The sequence below is a fragment of the Microbacterium sp. EG9 genome (assembly GCF_059759475.1).
Map to the genome: position 1 here is coordinate 2,370,403 of NZ_CM186217.1, position 13,512 is coordinate 2,383,914.

Below are 13,512 nucleotides of genomic sequence, written 5' to 3' on the forward strand. Positions count from 1 at the left end.
CTTCCCGCGACGGCGGCCGCCCACTATCGTGTGCAGCGCGCACCACCGTCGTTGCGCGTGTCGAAGGGGGCACACCATGGCCGGGAAGTTCGAGCTCTACACCGACGCGTCGGGACACTGGCGCTTCCGCCTCAAGGCCGGCAACGGCCAGATCATCGCGACCGGCGAGGCGTACAACTCGAAGGCGGCCGCGATGAACGGCATCGCCTCGATCAAGACGAACGCGCCCGACGCGCCGATCGTCGAGGTCTGAGGCTAGACCTCGAGATCCACCGCGACCCGGTCGGCGACGACCGCCCGCACGTAGCCGACGACCGCCTGGTGGTCGGGATGGGTCTGGTAGGCGTCGAGTCCGGCCTGGTCGGCGAAGTCCGCGACGAGCGCGACGTCCCAGTTCGCGCCGCCGACGACGTCCGGGCCGACGGCGATCTCGATGATCGAGGGGACCACGCCGCGCAGGGCCAGCAGGTCGGCGGAGATCTTCTGCGCCTGCGCGGCCTTCTCGACGGGGTCTTCGCTCTTCAGCTTCCACGCGACGACATGGCGGATCATGCGGACTCCTCGGGGGTGGGAGGGACGGGGGATGCCGGTGCGGAGGCGTCCTCGAGCGCCGCACGCAGCCGATCCGGCGACAGCCGCCAGTGCGCGTGCAGCCGGTCGTCGATGAGCACCACGGGGATCTTCTCCCACCACTGCGAATACAGCGCGGGGTCGTCGAGGATCGACAGCTCCTCGACCTCGACGGCATCCTCGGGCAGGTCGGCGACCACGGTCTCGACGATCTCCCGTGCGACGTCGCAGAGGTGGCAGTCGGGCTTGGAGATGATCGTGAGGGTGGTCACGGCATCCATCCTGCCCCACTCCGGCGGGCGGGCAGACACGAAGCGCCCGTCCCGGATCGAAGATCTCGGAGACAGGCGCTCGGTGTCGTTTTGCAGCGTGCCGCGACGAATTACTTCTTGTTGCGGCGCTGGTGGCGAGTCTTGCGAAGCAGCTTGCGGTGCTTCTTCTTCGCCATGCGCTTGCGGCGCTTCTTGATGACAGAACCCACGGAAAACCTCACTATGTCAGGGGTCTGGACGCGGATGGCCGCGTCCGGGAACGGGCATCTCGAAAAATGCCCTCGGATCAGTCTAGCCGACGTCGGCGATGGGACGTTGCACGGCGTCGGTGACGGCCGTCTCGGGCACGCGGTAGCTGCGCCCGAAGCGCACCGCGGGCAGCTCTCCGGCGTGCACCAGCCGGTACACGGTCATCTTCGACACACGCATGATGTCGGCCACCTCGGCGACCGTCAGAAAACGCACGTCAGAAAGGTCCGGCATCCCGATTCCCCCACCGATCCCCGATGCGGTGCCTCCGCATTGCTGTGGAACAACATTAGGGTCTCGATGCGCCGCGTGTAAACCCGTGTGATCCGTGTGACGGATGAGCAGGACGGTGACGCCCCGCGCCGCTCAGCGGCCGGGAAGACGCTTGAGCGCGGTGTCCCAGGCGTGCTTCGCGGATGCCGCGGCCCGCCCCACCAGATCGGCGGCGGCCACGGCGGGCTCGGGCAGGGTCGAGGCGCCCGCCGGCGCGGCCACGAGGTCTTCGTCGAGGAACGGCACGAGCCAGTCGTCGACGGCGTCCAGCGGCGCCGGCGACAGGCTGTAGAAACGATGCTGGCCCTCTTCGCGGACCGTGACGAGCTCGGCTTCGCGGAGCACCTTGAGGTGCTTCGAGACCGTCGGCTGGCTGACCCCGAGCTCGGTGACGATGTGCGAGACACTCGTCCCGCGCTCGCCCGCGGACGCGCGCTCGCGCAGCAGCTGCAGGATGTCCCGACGGGTGCCGTCGGCGATCACGTCGAAGATGTCCGCCATGACGATAGGTTAGCCCGCGCCGCGCTCCGGAGTACCATGACAACGGTTCTTGGGCAGAGAGGGGCGGACCATGACGGGCGACACCGTCGGTGCCCGTGCGTGGCGCTCCCTGCGCGCATCGATGAGCGCGGCCTGGGACGGCCTCCGCGACGCGACGACCTCGTCGCCCTCGCGCTTCGCCGTGGGCATCTTCCTGGCGCTCATCCTGCTGTTCACCGCCCTGTTCTCCCTGCCCGCGGCATCCGCCGACGGCCGGGTCACCCCCTTCGCCGACGCGCTGTTCACGGCCGTGTCGACCATCTGCGTGACCGGCCTGTCGACCGTGAACATGGGCACCCACTGGAGCGCGTTCGGGCACGTGCTCGTCTACGTCGGCGTCAACGTCGGCGCGATGGGCGTGCTGACCCTGGCCTCCATCCTCGGACTCGTCATCTCCAAGCGGCTCGGCCTGCGGGCGAAGCTGATCGCCGCCGGAGACACCAACCCGCTGCGCGCCCACGGCGGCCCGGTCAACGAGGGCCAGACCGTGCGGCTCGGCGAGGTGGGTCAGCTGCTGGCGACCGTCGCGCTGTCGACGCTCGTGATCGAGGCGGGCCTCGCGGTGCTGCTCTACCCGTCGCTGCTGGTCAGCGGCGTCGACCCCCTCAGCGCCCTGTGGGAGGCGCCGTACTACGCGGCGATGGCCTTCACCAACACCGGATTCGCCCCCAACGCCGAGGGCATCGCCCCCTTCGCCACCAACTACGTGCTGCTCACGCTGCTCATGGCGGGGGTCTTCCTCGGCTCGATCGGCTTCCCCGTGATCTTCGCGCTGTGGCGCCACCACCTGCACGTGCGACGCTGGTCGCTGCACGCCAAGCTCACCCTCATCACGACGGTGATCCTGTTCTTCGTCGGCGCCGCCGTCTTCCTGCTGCTCGAGTACGACAACCCGAAGACGTTCGGCGGGATGGATGCCTGGGACACGACCTTCCAGGCCTTCTTCCTGTCGGCCATGACGCGTTCGGGCGGCTTCTCGATCGTCGACATCGGCGAGCTGCATGGATCGTCGCTGGTGGTCGGCTCCATGCTCATGTTCGTGGGGGGCGGCTCGGCATCCACCGCCGGCGGCATCAAGGTGACCACGCTCGCCGTGCTCGCCCTCGCCGTCTGGTCGGAGGCGAAGGGGCGCCCGAGCGTGCAGGCCTTCGGCCGCCGCATCCCCAGCGACGTGCAGCGGGTCGCGCTGTCCGTCGTCGCGTGGGGGTCGACGATCGTCGCGGTGTCGACCATCACGATCGCCCAGATCACGCGATATCCGGTCGAATACGTGCTGTTCGACGTGGTCTCGGGCTTCGCCACCGTGGGGCTGTCCACGGGCATCACGCAGGACCTCCCCGACCTCGCCGTCTACGTCATGGCGGCGACGATGTTCATGGGGCGTGTGGGTACCGTCACTCTCGCTGCGGCCGTAGCCGCGACGAGCCGATCGCAGCATTACTCGCTGCCCGTCGAAAGGCCGATCGTTGGTTGAGCAGATCCGGAGCGATGCTCCCGTCCTGGTGATCGGCCTCGGCCGCTTCGGAGCCGCGTGCGCCGGCGAGCTCGACCGACTCGATCGCGAGGTGCTCGCGATCGACGACAACCTCGAGCTCGTGCAGAAGTGGTCCGAGCGCGTGACGCACACGGTGCAGGCCGACGCCAAGAACATCGAGGCGCTCAAGCAGATCGGCGCCCAGGACTTCCAGGTGGCCGTCGTCGCGGTCGGATCCTCCATCGAGGCATCCGTGCTGATCACGGCGAACCTGGTCGACCTCAAGGTGCCGCAGATCTGGGCCAAGGCCGTCTCGCAGTCGCACGGCAAGATCCTCGCCCGCGTCGGGGCGAACCACGTCATCTACCCCGAGCGCGAGGCCGGTGAGCGGGTCGCGCACCTCGTCAGCGGCCGGATGCTCGACTTCATCCGCTTCGACGACGACTTCGTGCTGGCCAAGATGTATCCGCCGAAGTTCATCCGCGGCATCGGCCTGAACGAGTCGGGCGTGCGCTCCAAGTACAGCGTGACGGTGGTCGGAGTGAAGAGCCCGGGCAAGCCGTTCCGCTACGCCGAGGCCGACACCGTGGTCACCAACCACGACCTCATCATCGTGTCGGGCACCAACAGCGACATCGAGCGTTTCGCCTCCCTCGACCGCTGACCGCGGCATCCGCGGCGCTGCGCCGCCGCACGCGCCGCGCCCGCGAGAAACCATCTACGGCGCGAGAAACCCTCTCGTGCGTGATTTCTCGGCTCGCCGGTGGTTTCTCGCGGCGGCGCGGGGGCTCCTCCCCAGGCGGGGGTGGGAAGGGGTGGCGGCGGGGAGGGTGGGGACGAGCGCGCGGCGGCGCGGGTGGCGGGGCATGATCTGCGGATGCCGCACCTGCTGACCGACCGCGCCATCACCCGGTCGCCGCTTCCGCTCGTCACCTCCGCCGAGGCCCGCGTGCTGCGGCTGGCGCTGGCCGGTCCCGGCTTCGCGCGGGTGCGCCGCGGCGTGTACGTGGATGCCGCCGCGGCGGCGCGGCTGGCGCCGTGGCAGCGGTACGCGCTCCGGGTGCACGCCTTCGCGCTCGTCCACCCGGATGCCGTGCTGTGCCTGGAGTCCGCCGCGGTGCTGCTCGGCCTGCCGCTGTTCGGCGAGACGCGCGACATCCACGTGTTCGATCCGGACCGCACGGCGTCCCGCCGGTTCGGCGACGTGTGCGTGCACACCAGCACCGACGCGCGGGAGGTCGTGCCGGTCGACGGCATCCTGTGCACGTCGCCGACGGATGCCGTCATCGACCTCGCCCGCGTGCTCCCACCCGCGCAGGCGCTCGCCGTCGTGGATGCCGCGATCTCGCCCCGACAGGGCGGCGCGCTCGTCGTCGACGACCTCCGGGAGCGGGCCGCGTCGCAGGCCTCCCGCCGGGGCGTCGCGCGGCTGGCGTGGGCCTGGGCGCACGCGGACGCGCGGGCCGAGTCGCCCGGCGAGAGCGTGAGCCGCGCCGTCATCCGCTGGTGCGGCTTCGAAGACCCGCTGCTGCAGGCCGAGTTCCGCTACGAGGGGGTCACCGACCGCACGGACTTCCTGTTCCCGTCGAGCCGCACGGTGGGCGAGAGCGACGGCTGGGGCAAGTACGGCACCGGCGACGCGCCCGCGGACGCCGCGCGGCGTTTCCGCGACGAGAAGCGCCGCGAAGACCGGCTGCGCCGCGCGGGGCATCCCGTCGCGCGCTGGGAGATGGCGGATGCGGTGCGGGTCGAGCCGTTGGCGACCGCCCTGCAGCGCGCTGAGGTGCGGCTCGTCCGCCCGCGCGACCGCGCCGGACTGGCGAGCCTGCGCCAGACGCCCCGCGCTTTCCCTCACCGGCCGCGGTGAGAAACCACAACGGCGACGACACACACCTGCGGCGGTGGTTTCTCGCGCCGAAGGTGGTTTCTCGCGGGCGGGGGGCGCGGGCGCGGCGAGGAGGCGGCGAGGGGTCAGGCGCCGGCGGCCATCTCCTTCGCGCGAGCGAGGGCGGCGTCGGTCGCCTCCGCGAAGACGCCGTCCAGGCGCGCGCCCTGCAGCACCGCGATGGCGCGCTCGGTCGTGCCCTTCGGGCTGGTCACCCGGCGGCGCAGCTCTGCGGGGTCCTCGCCCGTGGCATCCAGAAGCGCCGCAGCGCCGATGAAGGTCTGCTCGGCCATGAGGCGGGCGTCCGCGTCGGAGAAGCCCTTTCCGCGGGCCGCCTCGGCGAGCTCCTCGATCAGCAGGAACACGTAGGCGGGACCCGACCCCGAGATCGTCGACAGCGCGTCGATCTGCGACTCCGGGACCTCGATCACCACGCCGCACGTCTCGAACAGTCGGCGCACGAGGGCGAGGTCGTCGGCGGATGCCGCGGCACCGGCCGACAGTCCCGTGACGGCCTTGCCGACCACCGCGGGGGTGTTCGGCATCGACCGGATGACGGCGACGTCCTCGCCCACGATGGAGGCGAAGGTCGCGAGCGTCACACCCGCGGCGAGGCTCACCACGATCGTGCCCGGTCGCAGGACCGGAGCGATCTCGCGCAGCAGGTCCGGGACCATCACGGGCTTGACGCCGATGAGCACGATGTCCGCCGCGGCGGCGGCCGTGGTGTTGGCGGCGGCATCCTCCTCGAGGGAGAGGCTCGTCACGCCGTCCAGCGCGGCCAGCGGCGCGGCGCTGGCCGCCGTGCGGTTGGTCACGGTCACGCGGGGTGCCGCGCCCGAGCGGACGAGGCCCTGCAGGATGGCACCTCCCATCGAGCCGGCACCGAGGATCGCGATCGAGGGAAGCGGAGAGGCCATGCCCCCATCCTCGCAGAGGAACCACCCGCCCCGGGAGCCCGCCGCGGGGGTCTCAGTCTCGGGGGGGGGTCTCAGTCGCGGGGCTCGTTCAGGATGAGCCGCATCGACGGGGCGCGGCCCTTCTCGATGTGGCTGAAGGCGAGGCTCTCGGCGAGGCGGGCGTTGCCGTCCGCGATGGCCGCCAGCAGCTCGTCGTGCTCGTGGGACTGCTCCCGGGCGTCGCGGCCGACGCCGGTCAGGTAGAAGAGCCAGACGAGCCGTCCGCTGACGACGCGGGTGAGGGAGGTGAGCAGGGTGCTGTCGGCCATCTCGACGATGCGGGCGTGGAAGGCGGCGTGAGCCTCGGCGATCGCGAGCCGCTCGCCGCTCGTGACCGCGTCATGGGCCGACGCGAGAGCCCGGTCCAACACCTCCACGGGGGCGCCCCGGCCGGCGTTCTGGGCCGCGAGGCGCGCGGCGAGCGTCTCGAGGCTCAGCCGCACGTCGAACAGCTCGTCGATCGAGCGCCGGTCCCACCCGACGATCCGGGCGCTGCGGCGCGGCGCCGTCGCGAGGAACCCGTCGACGCCGAGCTGCAGGATGGCGGCCCGCACCGGGATGCGCGACATCTGCAACTCGTCGGCCAGGCGCCCCTCGGTGATCGCGGCGCCGTCGGCGTAGCGCCCCAGGATGATGGCGGTGCGGATGCGGCGGTACGCCGTCGCCGCCAGGGAGTCGTCGGCTGCATCCTGCGCCTCGGACATGCCGTCTCCCCTCACGGTGCCGCTCACGGCGATCCCGTCACGGGCGGACCAGGGCGGCACGCGCGCTCATGAGCGGATCGCGACCATTGTGCCAGCGCCGACGACGCTCGCGCGCCCGCACAGCAGGTGCGCCGCGTAGAGGTCTTGGATGCCGAGGCCCACGGAGTTGAAGACCGTGAGCCCGCCGCGGCCGCGGAGGGGCGGGACGTCGAGCACGTCGCCGAGCGGGACCAGACCCGCCGGATCGAGCGCACCCGCGTCGCACGCGCCGCGCACGTTGCCCGATTCGGCGAGGGCGACCGCCGGATCGTCGACCACGACGGTACGCGCGTGGGCGAAGACGTCCGCCTGCACCTCGCTGAACATCGGCCGCGGCGGCGAGCCGACCGCGTTGAGGTGCACGTCGGCGCGCAGCATCCGACGCGCCAGGAACGGCTGCTCCGCGGGCGTGAGCGTGCAGACCACGTCGGCGTCCTCCAGAGCGCCCTCGCGACTGTCCGTCGTCACGGCGGGGATGCCGTCGGCGCGCAGCGCCGCGACGCATTCGGCGGCGCGCGGAGCGCTGCGCGACCACACACGCAGCTCCGCGAAGGGGCGCACGCGCATGAGCGCGCGGGCGTGCTCGGCGGCGAGCGGACCGGCCCCGATGAGGGCGGCAACGTGCGCCGCGGGATCCGCGAGGACGTCGGTCGCGAGTGCCGTGACGGCGGCGGTGCGGATGCGGGTGAGCGCCCGTCCGTCGATCATGGCGACGCACTCGGCCGTCGCCGCGTCGAAGACCGCGACGGTCGAGCGCTGGGCGGGCAGTCCCACCGACCGGTTGCGCGGGGCGTCGGCGAGCACCTTGACGGCGAACATCCCGAGCTCTTCGGAGATCGCGCTCATCGGCACGACGGTCGGGGCGTCCGCCGTCCGGTCGGCGGCAGCGGGGAGCGCGTGCGGCCGCGGCTGCACGGCGCGTCCGGTGCGCAGCGCCCGGTGGGCCGCCGCCATCGCCTCGCGCATGCCGTCGGCATCCGCGAGCGCCTCCACGTCGTCGGAGGTCAGGGTGAGTGTCGTCATCGGATCTCCTTTTGGTATCCCAAATGTAGAACGAGGCCACCGCGGTCACATCACCGCGACTCCCGCTCACGACACCCGCAGGGTCATCGCGATGCACGAAGAACCGCGCAAAAACGGCACAAAAGCACACTCGGAGATCGATCGCGACGCGCGAAAGAGTTCACTGCGCCGAAACCGCGGGACACATCGCCGTAACAGAAGTGGCGGATTCTGTATCCCAGATTGATGACGGAGAGGAGAAGCCGATGGCACGACTGGTCGTAGGACGACTGATTCAGGCCCTGTCGACGATCTTCGTCGTCGTGACGATCGCGTTCGCCCTGGGCCGGCTGAGCGGCAGCCCGGCGGCGCTCCTGCTCAGCGAGAACGCCTCGCGCGAGCAGATCGACGCGCTCAACGCGAGCCTCGGCTTCGACCAGCCGCTGTGGAAGCAGTACCTCGACTACCTCGTCGGCATCGTGACCCGCGGCGACTTCGGCGACTCGTACCGTCAGAGCGGCGTGCCGTCGATGCAGCTGGTCCTGGAACGGGTGCCGGCGTCGCTCCAGCTCGGCGCGGTGGGCCTGGTGGCCGGTGTGATCCTGGCCGCCGTCGCGGCCGTCGCCGTCCACCTGACCCGCAGCCGGGCCCTGCGCACCACCCTGCTGACCGTCGGTGCGGCCCGACAAGCCATCCCGGACTTCTTCTTCGGGCTGCTGCTCGTGCTCGTGTTCTCCGTCGCGCTCGGGATGCTGCCCTCGCTCGGCAACCGCGATCCGCTCGCGATCATCATGCCGGCCGCCACCATCGCCACGGCGCAGTTCGTGGTGTACCTGCGGCTGCTCGACAACGCGCTGGGCGAGCAGTCCCGACTCGACTACGCCCGCACGGCCTACGCCCGGGGCGAGAGCCGGTTCCACGTGGTGGTGTCGGAGATGCTCCCCAACGCGGTGCTGCCGGTGATGACCATCGCGGGCATCAGCCTCGGCTCGTTCCTGGGCGGTCTGGTCATCGTGGAGAACGTCTTCGCCTGGCCCGGGCTGGGCCAGCTCATGCTGAGCGCCGTGTACGCCCGCGACTTCCCGGTCGTGCAGTCCGGCCTCATCGTCGTGGCCGCCCTGTTCATCCTCTCCAACGCGCTCGTGGACGTCCTGAGCGCTCTGGTCGACCCGAGAGTGAGGCACCTCGCATGACCGCGCCCATCGCTTCGCCGCCCGCGTCGCCCGCCGAGACGGTCACGCCCGCTCCGCCTGCCGACACCGCCGCACGGTTCACGTGGCCCCGCCTGCGGGCGGCCGAATGGGTGGGCATCGGCATCCTCGCCGTCGTCGCCGCCTTCATCCTGATCGTGCCCCTGCTGCCCGGCAGTGACCCCTACGCACAGGATCTGTCCGCCTCCTTCATCCGTCCCTTCACCGACGGCGCGCACCTGCTGGGCACCGACATGCTGGGCCGCGACCTCGCGAGCCGGCTGGCGCTCGGCGGGCAGGTGTCGCTGGGCATCGTGCTGTTCGTCGTCGCCATCAACGCCTTCATCGGCATGGTCGTCGGCATGATCGCGGGGTATGCGGGCGGACGACTCGACAACCTGCTGATGGGCTGGGCGGACGTGCAGCTGGCGATGCCGATCATCCTCGTGCTCATCGCCCTGTCCGCGGCACTGGGCCCCAGCGTCTGGCTGATGGTCATCACACTCGCGGCGACCTACTGGGTCGGCTATGCGCGCGTGGCACGCAGCACCGCGATGTCGCTGAAGAGCCGCGACTTCGTGGTCGCGCCGCGCATCCAGGGCGCCACCGCCCAGTGGATCGTGTCGACCCACATCGCGCCGCACGTCGGCGTGCAGGTGCTCATCCTCGCCTCGGCCGACATCGGCGGCGTACTGCTGCTCACGTCGTCGTTCGACTACCTCGGGCTGGGCGTGCAGGCCCCGACGCCCTCCTGGGGACTGCTCATCAGCGAGGGGCAGAAGTACGTGCGCGAGGCGCCGTACCTCGCCCTGATCCCCGGCATCGCGATCTTCCTCGTGGTGATCGGCACGAACCTCGTGAGCCAGCGCTTCACCGCCGAGCGCGACCTGTCCACCCTCCGCCGACGGAAGAAGGCCCGCGCATGACCCGGGATGTGCTGCTGAGCGTCGAAGACCTGGTCGTCGGCACGCGCGACGCCGACGGACGCGAGGTGCGTCTCGTCGACGGCGTCTCCTTCCAGATCGCCGAAGGCGAGGTGCTGTGCGTGGTCGGCGAGTCGGGCTCGGGCAAGAGCCTGACGATGGCGGCGGTGCTGGGGCTCCTCCCCGCCGGCGTCGAGGTGCTCTCCGGACGGGTCGACTACCGCGGCGAGGACCTGCTGGCCGCCGGCGAGCGCCGTCTGCGCGAGCTGCGCGGACGCCGCCTCGCGATGGTGTTCCAGGATCCGATGACCGCGCTCAACCCGGTCAAGCGCGTGGGCGCCCAGATCGCCCGCGCCGTGCGACGGCACGGCGACGGCGTGAGCCGCGCCGAGGCCGATCGGCGCGCCGCCGCACTGCTGAGCGCGGTCGGCGTGCCGGATGCCGCGGCGCGCGCCCGCGCCTATCCCCACCAGTGGTCCGGGGGCATGCGCCAGCGCGCCGTCATCGCCGCCGCGATCGCCCACGACCCCGATCTCCTGGTGGCCGACGAGCCCACGACGGCGCTCGATGTCACCATCCAGGCGCAGATCATGCAGCTGCTGGCCGAGGCGCGACAGCGCACCGGTGCGGCGATGGCCCTGATCACGCACGATCTGGGGCTGGTGGCGCAGACCGCCGACCGGATCGTGATCATGTACGCGGGCCGCATCGTGGAGAGCGGGACGGTGTGGGACCTGTTCGCCGCGCCCCGCCATCCCTACACGGCCGGCCTGCTCGCGAGCCTGTTGACCTCCGAGAGCGCGGCCGGGCGCGCCTACGCGATCCCGGGCTCTCCCCCGCAGCCGGCGGCACGCCCGCACGGATGCCCCTTCGCGCCGCGCTGCGAGCTGCCCGCGAAGTCGGCGCTGTGCACCGCCGAACGGCCCGCCCTGCGCCTGGTCGCGCCCGATCACGCCTCCGCCTGCCACCACGCGGACGCCGTCTCCGCCCTCGCCGAGGAGGTCGCCGGATGAGCGACGCCGAACCCGTCCTGCAGATCGACGACCTGCACGTGCGATTCACGCGACGCACCGGATGGCGCCGCCGCCACGTCGTCGACGCCGTCGACGGCGTCTCGCTGACACTGCACCGCGGGGAGACCCTGGGGTTGGTCGGCGAGTCCGGCTGCGGGAAGTCGACGCTCGTGCGCACCGTGTTCGGGCTCAACACCCCGGCATCCGGCGACATCCGCATCCTGGGGCATCGCATCGACGATCTGCCCCCGCTGCAGCGCCGGCGGCTGCGCAACCGCGTGCAGCTGGTGTTCCAGGACCCGTACTCGTCGCTGGATCCGCGACTGAGCGTGCACGACATCGTCGCCGAGCCGCTCACGATCGTGGGGCGCTACTCGAAGGACCGCGTCGTCGAGCTGCTGGAGAGCGTCGGGATCGGCGCCGAGTCGCTGCGGCGCACGCCCGCGCAGTTCTCCGGCGGCCAGCGTCAGCGCATCGGCATCGCGCGCGCCCTCGCGCTGGAGCCGGAGGTGCTCGTGCTCGACGAGCCCGTCTCCGCCCTCGACGTGTCGGTGCAGGCGCAGGTCATCAACCTCCTGCAGGACCTGCAGCGCACCCACGCGTTGTCCTATCTGTTCATCGCGCACGACCTGTCCGTCGTCCGCCACCTCTCCGACCGCGTCGCGGTGATGCGACAGGGACGCATCGTCGAGATCGGCGAGCGCGACCAGATCTTCGACGATCCCCGCCACGAGTACACGCGCACGCTGCTCGCGGCCATCCCGATCCCCGACCCGCGCCTGCGGGCGGATGCCCCACCCGCACCATCCCCTGCCCTCACCCGAACGAACAGAGGAACGTCATGACCCACCGCTCATCCCGTGTCCGCCGCGCGCTCGCCGCGGCCGCCGCGCTCACCGGCGCCGCGCTGGTGCTGTCCGCCTGCGCGGGCGGCTCGGCGTCGACGGCCGAGACCCGCAACCTGACGATCGGCGTCGTCGCGGAGCCCGAGAAGTCGCCCGACCCGATCGTCGACGGCTCGCTGGCCGGCTACAACATCTACTACAACCTCTTCGACCAGCTCACGGTGCTCGACGCCGACGGCACGATCCAGCCGTCGCTGGCCACCGCGTGGACCCCCAACGCCGACTTCACCCAGTGGACGTTCACCCTTCGCGACGACGTGACCTTCCAGGACGGCGAACCACTGAAGGCATCCGACGTGGTCTTCACCTACGAGACCGTGCTGAACACGCCCGACTCCGACAACCTCGGCTACATGGGCATGCTCGAATCTGTCTCCGCCCCCGACGACCACACGGTGGTCTTCGACCTCAACTCGTCGTTCTCGCCGTGGCCGTCCATCACGACCGCACAGTCGATCGTCCCGGAGAAGGTCTACACGGCGCTCGGCTCCGAAGGCTTCGCCGCCGCCCCCGTCGGCAGCGGCCCGTTCTCCTTCGTGAGCTGGAAGCGCGGCGTGGACTACGTCCTCAAGCGCAACGACGCCTACTGGGGCGGCGCTCCCCAGATCGACACCCTCACCTTCCAGACGGTGTCCGACGAGGAGGCCCGACTGAACGGGGTCATCTCCGGCAGCCTGGACATCGCCCTGATCTCACCGAACCAGGTCTCGTCGGCCGAGGGCAGCGGCATCGACGTGCGCTCCCGCGCGGCCAACGGCACCACGTTCCTCGGCGTCAACTCCACGTCCGGCCCGCTGGCGGACGAGCGCATCCGTCAGGCCGTGTGGCACGCGATCGACCGTGACGCGCTCGTCAAGACGGTCCTCAGCGGCCGCGCCGTCGCCAACGACCAGATCGTCGCCGCCAACGTCACCGGCTACGTGTCGGACGCGACGGGACCGGCGTACGACCCCGCCGCCGCCAAGGCGCTGCTCGCCGAGGCCGGGTACGCCGGCGAGGCGATCCCCCTGGAGTACGCGACCAGCGGCCGCATCCCGATGAGCGCCGAGATCGCGCAGGCGATCGCGGGCTACCTGGAGGCGGTGGGCTTCACGGTCAGCCTCTCCGGCATGGACCAGGCCACGCTGTCGAACCGCATCTACAGCACGGTCGACATGAAGGGCCTGTACCTCAACACCTGGGCGCCCTCCACCATGGACGGCGACATGCCCGCCACCAACCTGTTCGCGGGAGGACAGAACGACTACGCGAAGAGCCCGGAGACGGCGGCGCTCGTCGCCAGGCAGCGCACCGTCGCGGGCGACGAGCGCATCGCCGCCTTCCGCGACCTCGCCGAGGCGAACTTCCAGGGTGCGTACATCGTGCCGCTGTTCACCCCCGAGGCCGACTACGCGGTCTCGCCGAAGGTCACCTGGACGCCGCGCGTCGACGGCGAGTACGACCTCGCCGACGTCGCGTTCACCGGCTGAGCGGCGGCGAGGGGGCGGTCCGCCGCCGCCCCCTCGCCCCGCCGG

17 protein-coding genes are annotated in these 13,512 nt (G+C 71.3%); 9 read left to right on the forward strand and 8 right to left on the reverse strand.

The features are described from left to right. Nucleotides 1–76: 76 nt before the first annotated feature. Nucleotides 77–253, forward strand: coding sequence for a YegP family protein (locus AC6CQV_RS11175; RefSeq protein ID WP_205282327.1), 177 nt, complete (start codon nt 77–79; stop codon nt 251–253). A gap of 2 nt (nt 254–255) precedes the next feature. Here AC6CQV_RS11175 and AC6CQV_RS11180 read toward each other — a convergent pair whose 3' ends face one another. The 5 genes from AC6CQV_RS11180 to AC6CQV_RS11200 form a co-directional block, all read right to left on the reverse strand. After that, nucleotides 256–552: a Dabb family protein gene (locus AC6CQV_RS11180; protein WP_060961069.1), complete on the reverse strand. Its 297-nt coding sequence runs from the start codon at nt 550–552 to the stop codon at nt 256–258. After that, nucleotides 549–842 (reverse strand): glutaredoxin family protein, encoded by a 294-nt coding sequence (locus AC6CQV_RS11185; protein ID WP_191007946.1) that lies wholly within the window; start codon nt 840–842, stop codon nt 549–551. Before AC6CQV_RS11185 ends, AC6CQV_RS11180 begins: the two co-directional genes overlap by 4 nt. A 110-nt stretch (nt 843–952) precedes the next feature. After that, complete coding sequence (locus AC6CQV_RS11190; protein ID WP_003792170.1) at nt 953–1,051, reverse strand: 30S ribosomal protein bS22; 99 nt, start codon at nt 1,049–1,051, stop codon at nt 953–955. Between the two features lie 82 nt (nt 1,052–1,133). Next, the gene (locus tag AC6CQV_RS11195; RefSeq protein ID WP_101305621.1) at nt 1,134–1,325 is read right to left on the reverse strand and encodes a helix-turn-helix domain-containing protein; all 192 of its coding nucleotides are present in this window, start codon (nt 1,323–1,325) and stop codon (nt 1,134–1,136) included. A 132-nt stretch (nt 1,326–1,457) separates the two neighbouring features. Next, on the reverse strand, nt 1,458–1,865 hold the full coding sequence (locus tag AC6CQV_RS11200; protein ID WP_060961066.1) for an ArsR/SmtB family transcription factor: 408 nt from the start codon (nt 1,863–1,865) through the stop codon (nt 1,458–1,460). A gap of 70 nt (nt 1,866–1,935) precedes the next feature. Here AC6CQV_RS11200 and AC6CQV_RS11205 point away from each other — a divergent pair, with 70 nt between their 5' ends. From AC6CQV_RS11205 to AC6CQV_RS11215, 3 genes are all read left to right on the forward strand, one after another. Continuing rightward, nucleotides 1,936–3,378: a TrkH family potassium uptake protein gene (locus AC6CQV_RS11205; RefSeq protein WP_498259502.1), complete on the forward strand. Its 1,443-nt coding sequence runs from the start codon at nt 1,936–1,938 to the stop codon at nt 3,376–3,378. Beyond that, the gene (locus tag AC6CQV_RS11210; RefSeq protein ID WP_005049780.1) at nt 3,371–4,042 is read left to right on the forward strand and encodes a potassium channel family protein; all 672 of its coding nucleotides are present in this window, start codon (nt 3,371–3,373) and stop codon (nt 4,040–4,042) included. Before AC6CQV_RS11205 ends, AC6CQV_RS11210 begins: the two co-directional genes overlap by 8 nt. Before the next feature lie 213 nt (nt 4,043–4,255). Continuing rightward, nucleotides 4,256–5,245: a hypothetical protein gene (locus AC6CQV_RS11215; RefSeq protein WP_498259503.1), complete on the forward strand. Its 990-nt coding sequence runs from the start codon at nt 4,256–4,258 to the stop codon at nt 5,243–5,245. Between the two features lie 104 nt (nt 5,246–5,349). Here the strand turns inward: AC6CQV_RS11215 and proC are convergent, their stop codons facing one another. The 3 genes from proC to AC6CQV_RS11230 all read right to left on the reverse strand — a co-directional run bounded on the left by proC (nt 5,350) and on the right by AC6CQV_RS11230 (nt 7,988). Beyond that, entirely contained in the window at nt 5,350–6,183 is an 834-nt protein-coding gene (gene proC / locus AC6CQV_RS11220; protein ID WP_101305618.1) for a pyrroline-5-carboxylate reductase, read from the reverse strand. 71 nt (nt 6,184–6,254) lie between these two features. Then, on the reverse strand, nt 6,255–6,926 hold the full coding sequence (locus tag AC6CQV_RS11225; protein WP_157831553.1) for a GntR family transcriptional regulator: 672 nt from the start codon (nt 6,924–6,926) through the stop codon (nt 6,255–6,257). 66 nt (nt 6,927–6,992) lie between these two features. Further along, entirely contained in the window at nt 6,993–7,988 is a 996-nt protein-coding gene (locus AC6CQV_RS11230) for an ornithine cyclodeaminase family protein (protein ID WP_492493257.1), read from the reverse strand. A 245-nt stretch (nt 7,989–8,233) separates the two neighbouring features. Here AC6CQV_RS11230 and AC6CQV_RS11235 point away from each other — a divergent pair, with 245 nt between their 5' ends. The 5 genes from AC6CQV_RS11235 to AC6CQV_RS11255 are packed head-to-tail and all read left to right on the forward strand — an operon-like array spanning nt 8,234 to nt 13,467. Next, complete coding sequence (locus AC6CQV_RS11235) at nt 8,234–9,160, forward strand: ABC transporter permease (protein ID WP_060961060.1); 927 nt, start codon at nt 8,234–8,236, stop codon at nt 9,158–9,160. Continuing rightward, entirely contained in the window at nt 9,157–10,083 is a 927-nt protein-coding gene (locus tag AC6CQV_RS11240; RefSeq protein ID WP_060961059.1) for an ABC transporter permease, read from the forward strand. The genes AC6CQV_RS11235 and AC6CQV_RS11240 overlap by 4 nt, the downstream gene beginning before the upstream one ends. Next, complete coding sequence (locus AC6CQV_RS11245) at nt 10,080–11,093, forward strand: ABC transporter ATP-binding protein (protein ID WP_498259504.1); 1,014 nt, start codon at nt 10,080–10,082, stop codon at nt 11,091–11,093. The genes AC6CQV_RS11240 and AC6CQV_RS11245 overlap by 4 nt, the downstream gene beginning before the upstream one ends. Further along, nucleotides 11,090–11,938: an ATP-binding cassette domain-containing protein gene (locus tag AC6CQV_RS11250; protein ID WP_101305612.1), complete on the forward strand. Its 849-nt coding sequence runs from the start codon at nt 11,090–11,092 to the stop codon at nt 11,936–11,938. Before AC6CQV_RS11245 ends, AC6CQV_RS11250 begins: the two co-directional genes overlap by 4 nt. Further along, the gene (locus tag AC6CQV_RS11255; protein WP_205282320.1) at nt 11,935–13,467 is read left to right on the forward strand and encodes an ABC transporter substrate-binding protein; all 1,533 of its coding nucleotides are present in this window, start codon (nt 11,935–11,937) and stop codon (nt 13,465–13,467) included. The genes AC6CQV_RS11250 and AC6CQV_RS11255 overlap by 4 nt, the downstream gene beginning before the upstream one ends. Nucleotides 13,468–13,512: the final 45 nt, after the last annotated feature.